At 38.0% G+C, this 20452-nt stretch carries 18 protein-coding genes and 1 pseudogene; 13 read left to right on the top strand and 6 right to left on the bottom strand.

The features are described 5' to 3' along the window. The 3 genes from J2S74_RS00535 (at position 1) to J2S74_RS00545 (ending at position 6243) form a co-directional block, all read left to right on the top strand. Entirely contained in the window at positions 1-1938 is a 1938-nt protein-coding gene (locus tag J2S74_RS00535) for an AAA family ATPase (protein ID WP_307320481.1), read from the top strand. Positions 1939-1959: 21 nt separating this feature from the next. Continuing rightward, on the top strand, positions 1960-5703 hold the full coding sequence (bchH, locus tag J2S74_RS00540; RefSeq protein ID WP_307320484.1) for a magnesium chelatase subunit H: 3744 nt from the start codon (positions 1960-1962) through the stop codon (positions 5701-5703). An 84-nt stretch (positions 5704-5787) separates the two neighbouring features. Then, positions 5788-6243, top strand: a complete 456-nt coding sequence (locus J2S74_RS00545; RefSeq protein WP_307320486.1) for a hypothetical protein — start codon at positions 5788-5790, stop codon at positions 6241-6243. 217 nt (positions 6244-6460) lie between these two features. Here the strand turns inward: J2S74_RS00545 and J2S74_RS00550 are convergent, their stop codons facing one another. Further along, positions 6461-8020: a catalase gene (locus J2S74_RS00550; RefSeq protein ID WP_307320489.1), complete on the bottom strand. Its 1560-nt coding sequence runs from the start codon at positions 8018-8020 to the stop codon at positions 6461-6463. Between the two features lie 69 nt (positions 8021-8089). Between J2S74_RS00550 and J2S74_RS00555 the strand changes: the two genes are divergently transcribed. Further along, positions 8090-8212 (top strand): hypothetical protein, encoded by a 123-nt coding sequence (locus tag J2S74_RS00555; protein ID WP_307320492.1) that lies wholly within the window; start codon positions 8090-8092, stop codon positions 8210-8212. 8 nt (positions 8213-8220) lie between these two features. Here the strand turns inward: J2S74_RS00555 and J2S74_RS00560 are convergent, their stop codons facing one another. From J2S74_RS00560 to J2S74_RS00570, 3 genes are read right to left on the bottom strand one after another with little or no spacing between them, the layout of a single operon-like run. Next, entirely contained in the window at positions 8221-8790 is a 570-nt protein-coding gene (locus J2S74_RS00560; protein ID WP_307320495.1) for a manganese catalase family protein, read from the bottom strand. 19 nt (positions 8791-8809) lie between these two features. Beyond that, the gene (locus J2S74_RS00565; protein ID WP_307320499.1) at positions 8810-9076 is read right to left on the bottom strand and encodes a spore coat protein CotJB; all 267 of its coding nucleotides are present in this window, start codon (positions 9074-9076) and stop codon (positions 8810-8812) included. Next, positions 9069-9302, bottom strand: a complete 234-nt coding sequence (locus J2S74_RS00570) for a spore coat associated protein CotJA (RefSeq protein WP_307320501.1) — start codon at positions 9300-9302, stop codon at positions 9069-9071. The genes J2S74_RS00565 and J2S74_RS00570 overlap by 8 nt, the downstream gene beginning before the upstream one ends. A gap of 248 nt (positions 9303-9550) precedes the next feature. On the opposite strand from J2S74_RS00570, the gene sufU reads away from it, so the two are divergent. The 9 genes and pseudogenes from sufU to J2S74_RS00615 all read left to right on the top strand — a co-directional run bounded on the left by sufU (position 9551) and on the right by J2S74_RS00615 (position 18469). Further along, positions 9551-10000, top strand: coding sequence for a Fe-S cluster assembly sulfur transfer protein SufU (sufU, locus tag J2S74_RS00575; protein ID WP_307320505.1), 450 nt, complete (start codon positions 9551-9553; stop codon positions 9998-10000). A gap of 115 nt (positions 10001-10115) precedes the next feature. After that, on the top strand, positions 10116-11111 hold the full coding sequence (locus tag J2S74_RS00580; protein ID WP_307320508.1) for a CobW family GTP-binding protein: 996 nt from the start codon (positions 10116-10118) through the stop codon (positions 11109-11111). A 15-nt stretch (positions 11112-11126) separates the two neighbouring features. Next, positions 11127-11519, top strand: coding sequence for a (2Fe-2S) ferredoxin domain-containing protein (locus J2S74_RS00585; RefSeq protein ID WP_307320511.1), 393 nt, complete (start codon positions 11127-11129; stop codon positions 11517-11519). A 506-nt stretch (positions 11520-12025) separates the two neighbouring features. Continuing rightward, a pseudogene (nikA, locus tag J2S74_RS00590) lies at positions 12026-13390 on the top strand (nickel ABC transporter substrate-binding protein). 337 nt (positions 13391-13727) lie between these two features. Beyond that, entirely contained in the window at positions 13728-14660 is a 933-nt protein-coding gene (gene nikB / locus J2S74_RS00595) for a nickel ABC transporter permease (RefSeq protein ID WP_307320515.1), read from the top strand. Further along, positions 14660-15508 carry a nickel transporter permease gene (gene nikC / locus J2S74_RS00600; protein WP_307320518.1) on the top strand — a complete coding sequence of 283 codons (849 nt, stop codon included), beginning with the start codon at positions 14660-14662 and terminating at the stop codon, positions 15506-15508. Before nikB ends, nikC begins: the two co-directional genes overlap by 1 nt. Beyond that, on the top strand, positions 15505-16326 hold the full coding sequence (locus J2S74_RS00605; RefSeq protein WP_307320521.1) for an ATP-binding cassette domain-containing protein: 822 nt from the start codon (positions 15505-15507) through the stop codon (positions 16324-16326). The genes nikC and J2S74_RS00605 overlap by 4 nt, the downstream gene beginning before the upstream one ends. Next, positions 16323-17093 carry an ABC transporter ATP-binding protein gene (locus J2S74_RS00610; protein WP_307320524.1) on the top strand — a complete coding sequence of 257 codons (771 nt, stop codon included), beginning with the start codon at positions 16323-16325 and terminating at the stop codon, positions 17091-17093. The genes J2S74_RS00605 and J2S74_RS00610 overlap by 4 nt, the downstream gene beginning before the upstream one ends. 35 nt (positions 17094-17128) lie before the next feature. After that, positions 17129-18469 (top strand): MATE family efflux transporter, encoded by a 1341-nt coding sequence (locus tag J2S74_RS00615; RefSeq protein WP_307320528.1) that lies wholly within the window; start codon positions 17129-17131, stop codon positions 18467-18469. Between the two features lie 373 nt (positions 18470-18842). On the opposite strand, the gene J2S74_RS00620 is transcribed toward J2S74_RS00615, so the two are convergent. Beyond that, positions 18843-19499 carry a hypothetical protein gene (locus J2S74_RS00620; RefSeq protein ID WP_307320531.1) on the bottom strand — a complete coding sequence of 219 codons (657 nt, stop codon included), beginning with the start codon at positions 19497-19499 and terminating at the stop codon, positions 18843-18845. After that, positions 19492-20319 carry an ABC transporter ATP-binding protein gene (locus J2S74_RS00625; RefSeq protein WP_307320533.1) on the bottom strand — a complete coding sequence of 276 codons (828 nt, stop codon included), beginning with the start codon at positions 20317-20319 and terminating at the stop codon, positions 19492-19494. The genes J2S74_RS00620 and J2S74_RS00625 overlap by 8 nt, the downstream gene beginning before the upstream one ends. Positions 20320-20452 lie beyond the last annotated feature (133 nt).

Genomic DNA, 20452 nt, shown 5'->3' on the forward strand with positions numbered 1-20452 from the left:
GTGGAACGTATCAGTACCTATCCATTCTCAGCAATCGTCGGTCAAACCTCTGTGAAAAAGGCGATTCTATTAAACTTAATAAATCCAAAAATCGGGGGAATTCTTTTATCTGGTCAAAAAGGAACGGCTAAATCTACAATTATTCGCGGTATATCACATATTGATTCCGAAAAAAAGGTGATCGAATTACCCCTTAGCATTACAGAAGATCAATTAGTGGGAGATGTTGATTTAGAAAAAACAATTCAAACGGGAATAAAGCAGTTTAAGCCTGGTGTATTACATCGAGCGCACGAGCAGATTTTATATATTGATGAAGTGAATCTATTGAACCAGCATATTATAAAAATGCTCGTTGATTCCAACTCATCAGGAATTACCGTTGTAGAAAGAGAAGGAATTTCTGCTTCCTATGAATCACAATTTATTTTAATTGGCTCCATGAACCCTGAGGAAGGTAATGTATCACCGCAAATTCTTGACCGCTTCGGATTATATGTCCATGTAGAAGGGGAAGAAGATGTCAATACAAGGGTAGAAGTAATGAAAAGAAGGTTAGCGTTTGAAACAAATAAGGAAACCTTTATGGAACAGTTTAAAGATGAATCCCATGCAATTCAAAAGAAAGTCGAAGAGAGTAGAGTACGTTTAGCCTCGATGAATGTTACGGAAAAAATGATGAGCGATGCTGCTGTAATTGCTAAGGAGGCAAACTGTGAAGGGCATCGTAGTGATTTAGTTTTAATTGAAACGGCGAAGGCGATGGCTGCTTTAGATGGAAGAGAAGAAGTTAAAACAGAGGACTTCTATGAGGCTGCTAAATATGTCCTTCCTCACCGACAGAAAGAAGAAAACTCTTCTACACCACAGTCGGAGAAAAATAATGAAAATCCATCCAACAAGGCAGAAGAGATGGCAAATGATCTAGATGAGCAACAGAATGAACAGGCGGAAGAAGAAAGCACGAATTCAGAGCATACAAATTCTTCTCCTTTAAATAGAATCGTTAATGAAGGGGACTCACAGGAAAAAGATAGTGATCCAAACGAAAAAAAACCGAACCACCCTATTCCGAACGAACAAGAGGGTATAGCAGAGATCGGTGAAGAAATGGATATAAAGGCTTTAAAGGATCTTAAAGCCTTTATTAGCGACCAGAAGGTACGAGAAGGTAGCGGGAAGCGTTCCGTTGCAAGGACAGAAACGAAACAGGGACGTTATGTTAAAGCGACTATACCACGTGGCAAAGTAACAGATTTAGCATTAGCTCCTACGCTACGTGCAGCTGCACCTTACCAAAAAAATCGTACAAAACGAGAAGGAATATTTTTTACCATTGAACAACAAGATTTGCGTCAAAAGGTAAGAGAAAAAACAATTGGTAATACGTTGTTATTTTTAGTAGATGCTAGTGGGTCTATGGGAGTAAAGAAGCGAATGGAGGCAGTAAAGGGAGCCATCCTTTCTTTGTTGCAAGATGCGTACCAAAAGCGAGACGAAGTTGGAATGATAGCTTTTCGTAACAACCGTGCCGATGTCGTTTTAGATATTACTGGCAGTGTTGATATGGCACATAAACAATTGAAGGAATTACCTACGGGAGGAAAAACCCCTTTAGCTTTAGCACTAGTAAAAGGTTATGAGAAATTAAATCATGTAAACCAACAGGGATCTAATATAATTCCTTTTCTAATTCTTGTTACAGATGGAAGGGCAAACGAAGCCTATAGTGGTAAGTACCCACCATTAGATGAAGCCCTGATAATCGCGAAAGAAATCAGAAATGAAAATGTTCCTTCTCTTATCATTGATACAGAACAAAGCAGGGTTCCTTTAGGGTTGGCGAAAAAGCTGGCCGAACACCTCGGTGGAATGTACGTTAAACTTGATGAAATGAAATCATCCAGTATTTACGAAGCAGTTAAAAAGAACATCTGATTCAAGGAGGAGGCAAGATTAATGAAGATAACGGTATTAACTACATCGACAGCGGCAATTAGTGACCTTATTCATACGTATGAGAGTAGAATTCCGAAAACGGTCGGGGAATTAATTGATTTACAATTATTTGATGTGGAAAATTATGTAGAAGCTCAAATACCAAAAATGAAAGCTCGAATTATAGATTCTCAAATAGTGTTACTAGATTTACATGGTACGCCACAACAACTAAATCAGGAAGTAATAAGTAGTTTATCATTATCGACCCAGTTTGTAGTTCCCATCAATGGTGAAAGAGGTGAGCTTCAAAACTATTTTAAGCTAGGAAGTTTATCTGCTCAAGATTTAGAAGGGGAGAAGCAACACGGTCGTCCATTAAGCTTAATAGAAAAAAAGCAAAGACTTAGTGAGAAGTTATCAAAGGAAAAACTACAGGATTTTAAGAATTACATAAAAATCGTAGAATATTGGAGATTAGCTGGAGAAACAAATATGAAAAGTCTTCTTTTCTTCCTTTTAAAAGGATATGGAAGCTATTTCGGTTTATCCAGTACGGAAAAAGCAGCGATTCCCTCCTTCGATGTTCCAAAAGGCGTACAGGAAACAGCTATCTATAATCCAATAACGGATCAGATTTTTAGCTCTTATGAAGAACTCGTTCAACATAGTGAATTCGATGAAAAGAAACCATCTGTTGGGATTGTATTTACGAATTACAGCTACCCTGTTCGTACAACAGACGCCATTTCAGAAATGATGCGAAGACTGCAGAAGTTTGCAAATGTTGTACCTATTTCCTATTCAAGGGGAAGTGTGCAGGAAATAGAGAAACTACGGAAATTTTTAATAGACAGTAATGGATCAAGAATTGATCTCCTATTGAACTTTGTACCATTCCGTTTAGGGGCAGGTCCTGTAGGGGGAAACCCTGAAATTGGCAAGCAATTTTTGGAAGAATTAAATGTACCAGTCTTACATCCATTTTTTATTACAAGACGAAAAAGAGAAGATTGGGAAGCATCTTCACAAGGGGTAACTTCTTCAGAATTTTCCGTTTCTGTTATGCTTCCGGAGCTGGACGGGAATATTGAAACGATACCAGTAGGTGTCATGGATTCAGTAGAACGAAATGAAGCGTTCGATGTGGAAATTAAGCAACTCCATTTAATTGAAGACCGTGCAGAGAAATTAGTTTCTCGAGTAGAACAATGGCTGAATCTTAGGAGAAAACCAAATCATCAAAAGAAGGTAGCGATTATTGGATATAATTATCCTCCAGGAGAAGGGAACGTCTTTGGTGGATCTTTCCTTGATACGTTGGCTTCCTTAGAAACAATAATAAAACGCCTTCATAAGGAAGGATACGAGATCCCTGTTTTAACGAAAGAACAATTACAAAAAAAGTTTGTTGAAGGGAAAATCGTAAATTCACCTGAATGGGTAAGCGGTGATGAACAAATTGATTATATTCGCTATAAAAGAGATAAATATGAGACTGTGCTTAATGACAAGATCCTAAACGATGTAGAAAAAGAATGGGGACGAACACAAACCATGATGACGGATGAAGGTGAATTTTTAATCCCTGGGGTTATGGAAGGTCAGACATTTATCGGTTTGCAGCCAACTCGCGGTATTCACGAGAACCCTGAGAAGTCATACCATGATAAAAGCCTGCCGCCGCATCACCAGTATATTGCGTATTACCAGTGGTTAAAGGAAGAGTTCAAAGGGGATGTCATTATCCATGTAGGTACACACGGCACATTAGAATTTCTATCTGGAAAAGAGTGTGGCATGTCAGGTGACTGCTACCCTGACCTATTAGTTAATGATATTCCTCATTTATATCTTTACTATACTGGAAACCCAGCGGAAGCCATGATAGCCAAACGCCGCTCTCATGCCGCTCTTATTAGCTATCAGTCTCCGCCATTCCAAGAAAGTGAATTATATGGGGAGCTGCTGCCATTAGAGACGCTGTTTAATGAATATCATGAAGTGGAAAGAACCAATCCAGAGCAAGGGAAAGAATTAGAACAAAAGCTAATGGAAAAATCAAAAGAATTACATTTTGCTGTGGAAGATATAGAGGAATTAGAAAAAGAGCTTTACCGTATAAAGAGTTCCTTAATTCCGACTGGGCTACATGTGTTTGGTACAGCCTATTCGGAGAAGGAAGCAGCGGATTATATGAAATTCGTGTTGAAGTTTGATCGGGGCAGTATCAAGTCACTCCCTAAGCTCATAGCGGAATCCAAACAATTAAATTATGATGTTTTAACAGGGGAGAATAACACAAAAGAGATTGCAATGATTAATGAAGAAGTAGATCAACTTATTAAAGAGTATGTGACAGAAGGTAAACTTTGCCATCATGTATTTGGTAAAGAAGAGTTAAAGCAGCAGATTACAGACACACTCCAGTTCGGTATGGAAGCTTATACAGCTAGTCAGCAAAACAATGAATTAGAAGGGTTAATAAAAGCTCTAAACGGTGAGTTCATCCCTGCTCGATTAGGAGGAGATATGGTACGGGATCCTTCCGTTTTTCCAACAGGCTGTAATTTATATCAATTTGATCCGCGGCTCGTTCCTAGCGAAAGTGCTTATGAAAGAGGGAAGAAAGTAGCCGATCAGACGATAGAGAAATATTTAAATAAAACGGGTAATTATCCAGATAAGGTAGGGGTTGTTCTTTGGGGCTTAGAGACATCTCGTACACAAGGGGAAACGTTAGGACAAATCCTGCATTATTTAGGTATTAAAGTGATCCATCGGCCAGGAATGATTAGGCAGACGTATGAAATAGTTCCAATCGAAGAATTAGGACGGCCAAGAATCGATGTGGTATTAAATATAAGCGGCATGTTTAGAGCCATGTTCCCTAATATGATAGAGGATCTTAGTGACTTATTCATCCAAATAAGTGAACGTAAGGAAACAGAAGAAGAAAACTTTATGAAAAGAAATACAAATCAAATTTTAGAGCAGTTAAAATCGGAGGGGTTAGGTAATGAAGAGGCTATGGAGCTAGCCTCCGCCCGTATTTTTGGTCCTTCGGAAGAGGAATACGGTACCAATGTTACAAGTTTAATTGAAACGAAAAATTGGGAAGAGGAAGCTCAAATTGGTCAATCCTACCTTAACAGCTTACAGCATGTGTATACGAAAAATCACTACGGTAAACCGATGAAAGAACTACTAACTACCCATTTAAAGAAGGTTGAAATCATCTCGCAAATTCGCAGTACGCCTGAACATGAAGTAGTAGATTTAGACCACTATTATGAGTACTTCGGTGGAATGTCTAAATCGGTAGAGAATGCCAAAGGGGCAAAGGCAGAAGTCTATATAAGTGATACAACCACAAGTCAAATTGAAACGGAAGACGTGGAGCATGCCATTGCAAGAGGGGTAAGAACAAGAATAACGAATCCGAAATGGATCGATGCCATGCTAGAGCATGATTATCACGGTGTACAAAAGATTGCGGAAAGGTTTGAAAATATTTTAGGATTAGCAGCCACTACAAATAAAGTGGATAACTGGATTTTTAATCGTCTCCACTCTACTTATATTGAAAATGAAGAGTTGAAAAAAAGATGTACGGAAAATAACCGATGGGCTTATCTTCACATGGTAGAAACCTTATTAGAAAGCAACCAGCGAGGGTATTGGGAAGCGACAGAAGAGCAGTTAAATGAGCTAAGAAATACGTATTTAGATTTAGAAGGAAGTATGGAGGAAACGACTGTTTAATAAATCAGTAGACCACGTACGAAAAACAGGGATGCTTAATAGCTTTGAAAGTAGCCAATTAAATGATGAAAGTGAGTGGAAGTGATGTCTAGTGTGATAATTTTTGCCTATGGAGCACCTGGTTCTATGGACAATCTGAAAGAATACTATACGCATATACGCCATGGCAATGCACCAAGTGAGGAGGAATGGAGGCTGTTAAAGAACAATATCTATAATATTGGAAAAACAGACCTTCTATGCTCGATCACAGAACGCCAAGGGGAGGCTTTAATACACTCGCTGAAACCCTATTTTGAAGCTAAAGTGAAAGGGTATACCGCTTATAAACATACTGCCCCTTTTGTGGAAGATGTAGCATGTGATTTGTTATCTGTTACTTCTAATATTGAAGTCTTATATGATATCGGATATGATTGCCAGCCATTATGTAAAAAGTGGGGCTTAGAATTTATAAGAACAGAGATTCCTACCGACTCCTATGATTTTATCATTGCCCTAACGAATATTGTAAAAAGAAAGGGTTACAACCTTCAGTAAAGTTCAGATGAATAGTTATTAAAGATAATATGGACAATGCACCGAGAGGCTCCATGGATGCGGTTAAGAAATTATAGAAATGAGGCTGGGACATAACTAAAGTGTTTAAATGAAAATACGAACAATGCAATACCATAGCGAAGTATATTTCCGAAGCGATTTATATGCTCCGTTCCGATTTCTCATTAATTAAACACTTTTGTCCCAGTCCTCATTTTTAATATGGGTCAGATGGGTGTCCCATTTCCTCTGCTTCTCTAACAGCTTCATCCATTTTTGTATCAAGATTATCATTACCTGCTTTTTCTATTCCTTCTTTAATTCTTCTTCCGTAGTCTTCATCACATTGAGTGAGCATGTCTACCATGCGGTCTTGAATTTCTTTTCTACAAGCAGCGAGAGCACTAGAGAGGTTAGATATTAATTCTTCACGCTCCCAATCACTAAATCTTCGATATGTTTCACCAGCTTGTCCAAAGTTATTTTCCCTTGATATTTTCTCTCTCTTCAAATTTCCTTCAACATAAGGTTCATGTTCTTTACCTGGATTCTCCGCTTCTTTTAAACCACCAATAATAGAAGGTTCATAATTTACATGTGGATTTTGATATTTTCCAAAATCCGTTCTAAAATCCATTTGTCCTCCTTCTTGGTTGGTTGCAACATGCTTTTTGGCCTTATTAATTGGCAGTTGTAAATAGTTAGATCCCACACGGTAGCGTTGTGTATCAGAGTACGAGAATGTTCTCCCTTGGAGTAATTTATCATCTGAGAAATCAAGCCCATCCACTAAGACACCTGTTCCAAATGCAGCTTGTTCCACTTCTGCAAAATAGTTTTCCGGGTTTTTATTAAGGACCATTTTACCGACCTTATACCAAGGGAAGTCTTCTTTATACCAAAGCTTTGTAGGGTCTAATGGATCGAAGTCTAACTCTGGATGCTCCCCATCTTCCATAATTTGAACATAAAGCTCCCATTCTGGATAATCTCCTTGTTCAATTGCTTCATAAAGGTCTTGAGTAGCATGATTAAAGTTTTTGGCTTGTATTTGGTCTGCTTCCTTTTGGGTCAAGTTTTTAATTCCTTGAACAGGTTCCCAGTGGTACTTTACTAATACTGCTTTCCCTTCTTCGTTTACCCACTTATACGCGTGCACACCTGAGCCTTGCATCTCTCGATAATTGGCAGGTATGCCCCATGGTGAAAATAAAAAGGTAATCATATGCATGGACTCAGGAGTTTGGCATAGGAAGTCAAACATCCTTTCAGGGTCTTGTATGTTTGTAACTGGGTCTGGTTTAAAGGAGTGTACCATATCTGGAAATTTTAACGGATCTCTAATGAAAAAAATCTTCAAATTATTTCCGACTAAGTCCCAATTCCCATCTTCCGTATAAAATTTTACAGCAAATCCCCTTGGGTCACGCAATGTTTCAGGGGAATGCCCTCCATGCACTACTGTGGAAAAACGAACAAATACTGGAGTTTGATTTTCCGTATTCGTAAACACTTTAGCACGAGTATATTTAGAGATAGGTTCATCTCCAACTTTACCGTATGACTGAAAATACCCGTGCGCACCAGCTCCACGGGCATGTACGACACGTTCAGGAATCCTTTCACGATCAAAGTGGGTCACTTTTTCTAAGAAATCATAATTCTCTAATGTTGTGGGACCTCTATTACCTACCGTTCGGACACTTTGGTTATTTGTAATTGGATGTCCCTGACGATTCGTTAACATATCGTCTTCATTATGTTGTTCATGAGTCATGTATGTAACCTCCTTTTTTTAACTGTATTACTATTCCCTGAAATGAAATGGAAATATGTAAGTAACGAAGTGAAATTTTTACATTTTGTTAAAAATCAAAAGGAAGTTGATATTACAGGGGAAATCGGTTCATCTTGGATTTCCCCTGTATCTATTTATCTTTTAAGGAGACTTGATGCTGGGGGACTTTAAGTGTTTATTTAGAATATTTTCTTTCTGTCCCTTTCTTCCTTAAGCATTTCTACTGCTTCACGGAAACGTTGCGAATGAACGATTTCTCTTTCTCTAAGAAAACGAAGGCCGTCATTTAAATCTGGATCATCACTCATATCAATAATCCATTGATAGGTTGCCCGTGCCTTTTCTTCTGCAGCAATATCTTCGTATAAATCTGTGATTGGATCTCCTTTTGCTTGAATATAGGATGCTGTGAAAGGAACACCACTAGCATTTTGATAAAATAACGCATTATCATGATTCACGTAATGATCCTCAATTCCTGCCGCCTTCAACATCTCTGGGGTGGCATCCTTCGTCAACTTATAAATCATCGTTGCGATCATTTCTAAATGGGCAAATTCTTCCGTTCCAATATCCGTGAGTAAACCAATGACTTTATCTGGAATCGTATAACGTTGGTTTAAATAACGGAGTGCAGCGGCAAGTTCACCATCGGCTCCGCCATATTGTTCAATCAAATATTTAGCTAGTCTAGGATTACATTCGCTTACCCTTACTGGATATTGCAGCTTTTTCTCATAAATCCACATATTTTCTCCCCCTTCTTATTTATATCTGCCATGGCCAAGGTGGATCGTTCCAATTCCATGGATAATCACTATAGCTGTTACCAAATTGTTGGAGCGGACCGAACTTTTCTTCAAATTGATTCTTTAAGATTCTTCTTGCGTGAGAGAATTCATTAAATTGTGTTATTGCATTATAGTCATCAGGGTGAGTATCTAAGTATAAAGTTAACTCAACTAGAACGAAGTCTAACGTTTGAAGCTCTTCCATCATCGTATAAAACTCTTGAGGCAGCTGCTTATTACTCATAAGGACCTCTCCTTTTCTCATTGGGTCCGTAATAAGGATCATAAAATACTTTCCATAGAGTTCCAGCCTTCAGTGCTTCTTTTGGTGAAAATTGTTCTAAGTTCTGGGGTTGATAACCTAAATAAAGTTGGGCCGGAGTATAATATGTCTTCTCGCGAACTGGTGGACAGGGATCGAAAGGACTAATATAAGGATGGTACGTTTTCCTAAGGGTAAAGTTCTTCACACATCACTCCTCCTTCCATTTAATTGAAATCAATCTCAATTAGTATATGAGGAACAGTGATTGTCTTAGCACCATAGATAAACCACAACTGAGGGTAGATTCATCCAGAGAGATTTAATTAAACAGATACGATGTTTTTTTTATTTTGACCATTATATAAATGAATTTGACCGTGAGTATTAAATCCATTAAACTGTATGTAAATCGTAATTATTACGATTTACATACAGAGATAGGGGAGGGATTAAATGCTTAATGATCTATATCGAAAGTTAGTCATGGAGCATGCGAAATATAGGCGCAATCACAAGCGATTAGAAGGGGAGAATGTACGGAAGGTCCATTATAAAAACCCTACTTGCGGGGATGTAATAACCTTATACATTCAATTAGAAGGGGAAAGAATTAACGATGTTGCCTTTGAAGGGGAGGGATGCAGTATTAGTATGGCTTCCTCCTCTATGATGACAGAGCTCATTAAAAATAAGGATTTAAATAATGTCTCCATAGTAAGGAATGAGTTTGAACAATTAATTCGTAAGGGTAAACAGTCCAATGACGATATTGATCTTGGGGATGCAATGTCGTTACGGGGGGTATACAGACTACGAGCGCGTCACAACTGTGCTTTAATGGCGTGGCAAGCATTGGATAAACTATTGGCTGATGTAAGTGCTTATAAAGGTGTTGAAAAATAGCAGCACTTTTATGAAAAAACTTTAAAGTAAAACTTAGTGATAAAATTTTTTTAAGGTATAAATCGTGATCATTACGATTTATCGATGGCAATACTATAAATTGGAGGAAGTAAAAATGAATAAAAGTAATAAAGTTCCTGTTACAGTTTTAACTGGATTTTTAGGAGCTGGGAAAACCACGCTACTAAATTATATTTTAAGTGCCAATCATGGGAAAAAGATTGCCGTTATTGTTAACGAGTTTGGGGAAGTTGGCATTGATAACCAATTAGTAGTTGGTGCTGATGAAGAAATTTTTGAAATGAATAATGGGTGTATTTGCTGTACTGTACGAGGAGATTTGATTCGTATTCTTCATGAATTAAAAGAAAAAAGAAGTAGTAGTGATGAAAAGAAGAAGTTAGAATTTGACCGCATCGTTATTGAAACAACAGGTCTTGCAGATCCAGGTCCTGTTGCTCAAACCTTTTTCGTAGATCCTTCTATATCCGAATACTATCATTTAGATTCCATCGTTACCGTAGTTGATTCCTATCATGCTCATGATCAGTTAGACAGATCACATGAAGCACAAGAACAGGTTGCTTTCGCAGATGTGCTCCTCCTTAACAAGGTAGATTTAGTGAGTGAAGAAGAATTAACTACATTGGAAAACAGGTTAAGGAGAATCAATCCATCTGCTGCTATTCAATATGGAGAGCATAGTCATGTGGAATTAGATAAAATCTTAGATTTATATTCCTTTGATTTAGATAAAAAGCTTGAAATAGCACCTAATTTTCTAAGTGAACATCACCACCATCATCACGATGACCATGTAAAAGCAATTGTATTAAGAACGGATAGGCCATTAAACCTAAAAAAAGTAGAAATGTGGATGGATACAGTTATTGAAATACTTGGACCTAGTATGTACCGTTACAAAGGAATTTTTAACATTGAAAATTTAGATAATAGAGTAGTGTTTCAGGGTGTTCATATGTTATTCGCAGGTCACGCAGATCGACCTTGGGAGCGAAATGAAAAACGGATGAGTGAAATGGTTGTCATTGGGAAAGATTTAGATGGAAAGTGGTTCCAAGAGCAATTTGAAAAGTGTACATCGGCTTAAAAAGGGGGAAATGAAATGGCAACATGGGTTTTAAGGGAAACCACGCATCACGTATTTATTTGTAACGGGGGAAGCTGTACAAAGGCAGGGGCGGAACAATTAGTTCAAGCCGTCAGAAAGGAAATTGGAGAAAGAGGCTTGGATGGTAGAATACATACGTCAAGAACACTTTGTAATGGGCGATGTCAAGATAAATGTGTTTTAATCTCCTACCCAGAGGGATACTGGTATAAGGAAATGACAAGTGAAGATGCCCCTCCGTTTGTTGAATCATTATTAACAGGTGAAATAATGGAAGAGAAATTAAGTCTTTCATTTGATGGTAGTGGGTTTCAACCTACAGAAGGTACTTTTGTAGGTATAGACAAACAACGAGAAACTGTGGAGAAAGTCTCGAAGAAGTTATAAAAACACTAACACTTTCATTTTTAAATTATGGGTAGTTGAATAGGTAAAAAATCATCAAAGGCACAAAGAACTTCGGTTCTGCGTGCCTTTTTCTAGTTGTATTAGGATCCGTAACATTTAACCTAAAGGGAAGGATAAACATAGGAAAAATAGGACAACAAAAATAAAAGTTTGTAAGAGATTAATTGGGAATTTATTCACTTTACATATTAAATTAGCTAGTTTAATATAGGTAAATCGGAATCATTACTATTTACGGTTTTTAAGTTTCATTTTAAAACACTATAACAGAAGGAGAGAATGAAAGAATGTTTAACAAATATGCTTTTTTTGGTTTAATTTTGATTGCCCTTCTTGCTTTTGCTGCGGGATGTGGAAGTAAAAGCGAGAATAGTGTTTCTCAAGCACAGGAAGAAGGTACAAGTGAATCTTCTGAAAAAGGGAGTAAATCTTTAACACTACTATTTAGTTTTCCCTCTGCAACCATTGATCCTCATCAGGACTGGATGGGGGTTCGAGCAGGTATAGCAGAAACGTTAGTGAAAATTGATGAGGAATTAGAAATTCAACCTTGGTTAGCAGAATCATGGGAGCAAACGGATGAAAAAACATGGACATTTAAGATCAGAGATGGCATTACATTCCACGATGGCACGTTAGTAGATGCCCAAGCTGTAAAGGCTTCGTTTGAACGTCTACTTGATGTAAATCAGGCAATGGCATCTACGTTAAAAATTGAATCTATGGAAGCAAATGGTCAAGAGATTACCTTTATCACATTAGAGGAATACCCTGTATTTCCTTCTGAACTGGTCCATGTAAATGCTTCTATTATTAAGGCAGACTCTGACAATGTCAGTGAAAAACCAATCGCAACAGGTCCTTTTCAAGTGGTTAACTTTACATCTGAAACAGAGATTAACCTAGAAAGATATGAGGCCTACTGGGATGGTGCTGCAAATATAGACGACGTGACGATAAAGTTTAATTCTGATGGAAATGTCAGGGCTCTTGCTCTTCAATCGGGTGAAGCAGATATTGCTTATCATTTACCACCAGAGGCGTTAGAACCAATCGAGCGTTAGGAAGACCTTCGTGTAGAATCTGTATCTAGTTTACGTGTTCATTTCATTCTTTATAATAACGCAACGCCAGCATTACAAGATGTAAACGTTCGAAAAGCGCTGGATCTACTAGTCAATCGGCCAATTTCAGTAAATGAGATTATGAATGGGCATGCTACAGTTGCAAATGGTCCGTTTCATTCCGATTTTCCTTTTGCTAAAGAAGGGGTTCCTGAAAGCTATGATCCTGCACAGGCAGAGGAGTTATTAAAAAAGGCTGGCTATGAAAAAAATCAAGATGGGAAGCTTGAAAAAGATGGAGAGATCCTAGAGTTAACGTTAACAACTTTCCAAGGGCGACCGGAGCTCCCATTAATGGCGCAATACTTACAAGCAGAAGCAGCTAATATAGGAATTCAGCTTAATATTGTAACGGTTGAGAATATTGATAGCTATTTATGGGATCAACAAGATGAATGGGATTTAGTTACATACACTCTTCTGAGTGCACCACGTGGTGATGGTGGATACTTTTTAAATGTAGCGTATTTACCAGATGGGTCATTAAATCCAGGGCAAATTAACATTCCAGAATTAAATGAAATAATCGAAAAATTAAATATGACTTCCGACTTTAATGAGCGAATTGATTTACAGAAAAAAGCTGTAGATATTATCCAGGAAGAGGTTCCACAATCGTTAATTTTACATCCTCATATCATTGTAGGAGTAAATGAACGTGTTAAAAACTGGAGCCCAGGATCAGAGGAGTACTATCTAATTACCAATAAAATGGATGTTCAGTAATGGAATGGAGGCTGGGAAATAACTTAAGTTTTTAAATGAAAATACGAACAATGTATCACTATAGCGGAGGAAATATACGTAGACTCCTGCGGGAGCAAAGGCAAAGGTGAGACCCCACAGTGCGTAAGCGCGAGGAGGCTCACCAGCCGCCCGCGGAAAGCGAAGTATATTTCCGAAGTGATTTATATGCACCACAATTTTTTCTGTTTCGTTCGGATTTCTCATTGATAAAACACTTTTGTCCTAGCCTCTTTTCTTGTAAAACAAAAGGCCACTTTTAGTTTTTCGGTCTTAGTTAATAATATAGCAGGTGACTAATGTGCGTATAGTTTTATCAATGATAGGATCAAGACTCATTCAGTTAGTTGTAATGGTATTGGTTTTATCTTTTGTAACGTTTTTGTTGATGAAAATCACACCAGGAGATCCCATTCGAGCAATTTTAAAGGTAGACGATGTGATAACGACAACAGCGGAAGAGGAGAAATTAAGGGAAGAGTATGGATTCGATCAACCAATTTTGATCCAATATAGTCGATGGTTACTGGGGATAGTACAATTTGATCTGGGTGAATCACTCATAGCAAATAAACCGGTTTTAGACATGATTATGGGACGTCTGCCAGCTTCCATAGCTTTGGCAACAGGAGGTTTAGTGGTGCTCTTTTTGATTTCCGTTCCCCTTGGCGTATTAGGAGCTGTTTATGAAGGTAGGTGGCCAGACTATATAAGTCGTTGGTTTGCGTTAGTTGGTGCTTCCATTCCTAGATTTTGGCTTGGACTTTTATTAATTTATTTCTTTTCATTAAAGCTTAACCTGCTTCCCGTTATGGGGAATGGAACGTTAGCCCATTTTATTTTACCCTCTATTACTTTGGGGGTTGCTATGGCACCACTATATATTAGGCTTTTAAGAGAACGACTTATTTCTACGCTACAAAGCTCCTATATTGAAGCAGCGAAGGCAAGAGGGCTAAGAAAAGAGCGAATCCTCATTTTTCACGCGTTAAGAGGGAGTCTCGTTCCGTTAATTACGATGTTCGGATTAAGTATCGGTAGTCTACTCGGTGGAATAACGGTGATTGAAATCCTTTTTTCTTGGCCAGGGATGGGGGAACTGATCGTTCAAGGGGTAATGCAGCGTGACTACCCTGTCATTCAAGGTTACATCCTGATTGTAGGTTTCCTCGTTGTCATTACAAATCTTATCGTAGACTTACTGTACCTAGTGATTAATCCTCAAATCAAACAAGGAAAGGAAGTTGTCTAGTGGAAGTAACAGTTATCAAAAAAGCAAGACTCCTTCATAATCCAAGTATGGTTTTTGGGATGATCCTTACTATTTTTCTTGCTGGTATTATTTTTGTTGGGGGGGCTTTCGTTCCATATAGTCCCTTTGAAATTAATATGGGAAACAGACTCCAAGGTGCTTCATCTGTTCATTGGTTTGGAACAGATCAATTAGGGCGTGATGTGTTTGCACGAATGGTATATGGTGCTCAGTTAACGATCGGTCTAGGGGTGTTTGCCATCGTTATGGCATTATGCATTGGTGTTCCAATCGGTCTTCTTTCTGGTTATATTGGTGGGAAAATCGATGCGTTTTTCATGAGAATGATTGATGGGGTTTTAGCGTTTCCTGATTTTATTTTAGCGATTGCAATTGCGGGGATGTTAGGACCCAGTTTAACAAACCTCATTATTGCGATAGTTTTAGTTAGGTGGATTGTTTATGCTCGTGTTGTTCGGGGATTAGTCCTAGCTGAAAAGGAAAAAGAATACGTGTTAGTTTCAAAGGTCTCGTATTCTAGCACCTTCAAAACTATTCGAATGCATTTATTACCTCAAGTGATGCCAGACATTATTGTAATGGCTGCGATTGATATTGGAAAAGTAATTTTACTTATTTCGGCATTCTCCTATATTGGTCTTGGTGCGCAGCCACCTATACCAGAATGGGGTGCAATGCTTAATGATGGGCGTGCCTATTTTCAAGTGGTACCTTCCCTTATGATTTACCCTGGACTTGCCATTATGTTAACGGTTCTCTGTTGCAACTTACTCGGAGATGGCTTAAAAAGTTACTTTGATATTCGGAAAGGAAGGGATTATTTGTGAGAGAACCCGTAATTTCCATACAAAATTTATTGATTGAAAGTAGCATTGGACAGAAAACGATTTTAAATAAGGTGAACTTAGAAGTAGCCAAAGGTGAGATTGTTGGCTTAATTGGAGAGAGTGGAAGTGGAAAAAGTATAACTGCGAGGGTCCTATTAGGCTTACTCCCGTCTGGTATGAACGTTCGAGGTCAAATCTTTTTTCAAAATGAAAATCTATTAACCATGTCTGCAAAAGAGCATAGAAAACTACTTGGAAAAGAGATAGGGGTCATTTTTCAAGATTATCGTGGAAGCTTCACTCCGTTTATTAAAATAGGAAAGCAGATGGCAGAAACGATTCGTACGCATCATGTCGTCAGTAAAAAAGAAGCAAAAAACATCTCTTTACAAGTTCTTGAGGAAATGGGATTGGATTCTAAACGTGTTTATTCAAGTTATCCGTTTCAATTAAGTGGCGGACAGGTTCAACGAGCGGCCATTGCCATTGCCCTAGCATTAAAACCTTCTTTACTAATATGTGATGAGGTAACGACTGCCTTGGATGTGATGAGTGGTGAAAAAGTACTAGATTACATCGACCATATTCGTAAAGAAACAGGTTGTGCGGTATTAATGATTACACATGATTTAATGCAGGCCTACAAGCGTACGGATCACATATACGTTATGCATCAAGGTAAAATCGTAGAAGAAGGTGATCCAGAACAAATTCGTTGTTATCATCAACATCCTTATACAAAGAAACTATGTTCTTGCTTGCTTTCCCTTCCAGGGGAAAACAATTTAGTCGTAAATGAAAGAGTGAATTCTATATGAGTTTATTAGTAGTAGATAAATTATCTAAACAATACAACAAAAGTTTTCAAGCATTAGATCATATATCCTTCCAGGTTTGTGAAGGGGAAAGCATTGGAATTGTTGGGGAAAGTGGAAGTGGAAAAAGTACATTGGCTAAACTCTTATTAGGACTCGAAATTTATAAGGAAGGGCGTATCACGTTTAATGGCGAGGAAATCCCACCGAAAAAACGGTCCCTATTTCGACAGTACCGAAAAGATGTTCAAATGATCTTCCAAGACTCGACAAGTACATTGAATCCAAAATTGCCGATATGGAAAAGCCTCCTTGAACCTTTAAACAATTTCAAGGATTTCACTCCTTCCTTTTTAAAAGGTAGTTTCTCACAAAAAGAAACTGCAGAAAGGCTTTTAGAAATGGTGGGGTTAGATAAAGAAATGGCCGATCGGTATCCATGGGAACTAAGTGGTGGACAAAAGCAGCGAGTCAGTATTGCTAGGGCGTTAAGCATTGAACCATCGTTACTTGTTTGTGATGAACCGACAGCAAGTTTAGATGTGACGATTCAAGTTCAAATATTACACCTCCTGAAAGACATTCAAAAGACAACAAATATGGCAATTCTTTTTATTTCACATGATATACGAGCAGTAGCACATCTTTGTGATAACGTATTAGTTCTGAAAAATGGTTCTATTGTGGACCAATTTAGACTGGGAGATCTTTATGATATCCATCGTCACCCCTATACAAAAGCTTTAGTTCAAGCGGCAACTCTTGAGTGAGAGCTTTTCAACATATAAAAAATCAAGGCGGTTGTATGATAACGGAAACGAAACCGATGATACAGCAAGAAATAGTTAGTCATAAAGCTTTTTTAATGCTAGCTATTCCATTAATCGTATCTACCCTAACAACACCACTGTTAGGAGCTGTTGATACGGCAGTGGTTGGGCATCTAAATAATCCGTCATATATTGGTGGGGTGGCTGTCGGTGCATTAATATTTAATACATTATATTGGCTGCTAGGTTTTTTACGAGTTAGCACAACGGTTTTTTCTTCGCAAGCTCACGGTATGAAAAGTGAAAACGAAATCCAAACCACATTTTTACGTCCCTTCGTTATTGCATTAGTGGTAGGGATAGTATTTATCCTTTTACAAGTACCGATAAAAACGGCAGCTATATCCATCATTAGTCCATCTGCACAAGTTGCTGTTTTATCTGAGCTTTATTTTGACATTCGTATTTGGGGAGCCCCGTTTGCCCTTGTCAATTATGTTATTTTAGGCTGGTTAATTGGTACGTCAAAAGTAAAATTAGCTTTAATTTTACAAGTTTTTATGAATGTATTAAATATTATTCTAGATGTGTTATTTGTACTTGTTTTTAGTTACGGAGTTGCTGGGGTAGCAGCTGCTAGTTTAATTTCTGAGATTTCAGGTGCTTTAATTGGTGTAGGGATTTTCTTAGGTATTTATAAATTACGTGATCTTCGTCAAAGTGAAGGGATTTTTACGAAAGCTCCTTTCATTAACATGTTAAAGATGAATCGAGATTTATTCATTCGTACAGCTTGCTTATTAACCGTGTTTACTGTATTTACGGCTCAAGGGGCAAAAATGGGGGAGCTTACACTAGCAGTAAATGCTATTTTACTGCAAATTCAGTTTTTGATGGCTTATTTTTTTGATGGAATTTCAAATGCAACAAGCATTCTAGTTGGAAGAGCAGTCGGTGAAAAGAATAAAAGACTCTATACACGTTCGATCCAGCTATCAGCGATTTGGGCATTTGTCGCTTCCATTAGTTTAATGATTCTGTTATTTATCGGAAAGGATTTGGTTATCCCGCTATTTACTAGTATTACCTCCGTTCAGTTACAAACACATGTCTATTTGATATGGATGTTACTCTTTCCTTTAACTATTTTTTGGGGAATTCAATTAAATGGAATTTTTTCAGGAGCAACGAAAGCAGCTCCGATTAGAGATTCCTTAATTATATCGATGGTCGTTTTCTTAGTGAGTGTATGGCTTTTCATTCCCATATGGGGGAACCATGGATTATGGTTAGCTTTTACGTTATTTAGTCTTTCAAGATCCCTTTCCCTTTGGGTGTATTTGCCCCGACTTCAAAAAACGGTGTTTCACTATTGATATTGACTACTAGTAGAGAAAAGTTGGAATGAAAATCTTTCGTTCTAACGAATTCTAATATTATGCTAGAATTCGTGGTTTCTCTATTCTATTTTTTAACCCATCAACAAACACTTTCACATTGGTTTCATCATAGGTTATTTAAATTATATAGCTGTTTAGGCAATTGATTTTTAAAAAAAGCTTGGAGAAGTGAAAGGCGGCGACTCCAGCGGGAAAAGCAACAACTGAAGACCCCGCAGGGCGGTTTTCCCGAGGAGGCTGAAGCGTTGCCCGCGGAAAGCGTCCGCCTGTAGCGACTCCAAGCCATGCTATAATTTTAAAAACAACAATCTATGAGAAAAGAGCCAATTATGAAATAACCAAATTACTATTATTTCTTCAGATGTGGGCAGTAGGGACATTTAGTTGTAGCTGGTAATTCTTTTAATAAACAGCATGTTATCCGTTTGTAATTTTTAGCCGCTTCTTCGAACTTTTGACCAGCAAGGAACTTTCGAAACATGGATGTGCGGGTATGGGGGTGCCAAACGGCATCATCTAACAGTGTCTTTAAGTCCTTTTTACCTTGTTCTAATTCCAGTTGACTATACATCCACTGAACATATCCCCATATGTTTTCCCATAGGGTAATTTTGGATAGATGGCCAAGCATAGACATCCTTTGAACGACGTTATGTCCATATTTCTCCACTATCATCTCTAAGTCGTTTTCCTGAGCAGCTCTTACATACTTTCCATCAAGGTTAAAAGTGATTCCACCTTCATTTTCTACTAAATATATATTTTCTAGAGGGCCGTCCCATATTTTGTGATGTGCTTTTAAAAAAAGCTGGGCTGCTATGAAAAAACCATACCGCCGCATGAAGATAGAAGTGGCTACGGAGTCATTTGGAGTGTCAAATGACTGTTTAACATAGGTTATCAACTGTTTAAATTTCCCGTGAATGATGTCATGAACAGTCATAAACCCAGTGGCTTTATTCTCCACATGAACCTGGTAAAGTTTAAGTTCTTCATAGTTAAACACTTTTTTTCGCCTCATTCATAGTGGGGAGAATACATCGGCCTTTACCATAAGGAATACAATGGGGAGTTCCGAAAATAGGGTCCGTAGCTACCTGACACTCCATTCCAAATACACTTCTTACCAGCTCGCAATTAATGATAGACTCAGGTGTTCCTTGGTTAAATACAGCTCCGTCTTTGATGGCAATGATATTGTGCCCGTAGCGAGAGGCTAAATTAATATCATGTAAAACCATAATAATGGTTCGATTTTGTTTTTCGTTTAGTTCAAATAAAAGGTCCAATATTTCTATTTGATGTGTCATATCTAAATACGTTGTCGGTTCATCAAGCAAAATAATTTCCGTATCTTGTGCAAGGGTCATGGCAATCCAAGCTCGTTGACGTTGACCACCTGATAGTTCATCTACTGGTTTGTCACGGAGTTCAAAGACACGCGTTGCTTTCATTGCCTCTTCCACTTTTTCCGTATCTTCCTCCGTCCAGCGCTTTAACCATGACTGGTGTGGATATCGCCCTTGTTTTACTAAGTCCTGTACAGTTAGTCCTTCGGGAGAGATAGGGGACTGTGGTAAAATACCTAATTTTTTTGCCACTTCTCTTGAAGACAAACGAGTGATGTCTTTTCCTTCTAATAAAACAGAACCATCTGCAGGTTTTAACAAACGTGCCATGGAACGAAGTAGTGTGGATTTCCCACAACCATTACTTCCCACAAATACAGATATTTCACCTCGTGGGATCGATAAGTTTAAATCTTCAAATAGTAAATGGTCATGATAACCTATAGACAATTTATTCGCTTCAATAGGTGTCCTCATTACAAAATCCCTCCATGTTCCTTTGAGACTAAATGATAAGATTTCTCAATGAATATAGTGTAACACAAAATAAATGACAGTGAGAATCATTTTCATTTATTTTCTAAAACCCCTTTACAAAAGGCTAAAAAGT

Source organism: Evansella vedderi (genome assembly GCF_030813435.1).
In the GTDB taxonomy this organism is placed as follows: domain Bacteria; phylum Bacillota; class Bacilli; order Bacillales; family Salisediminibacteriaceae; genus Evansella; species Evansella vedderi.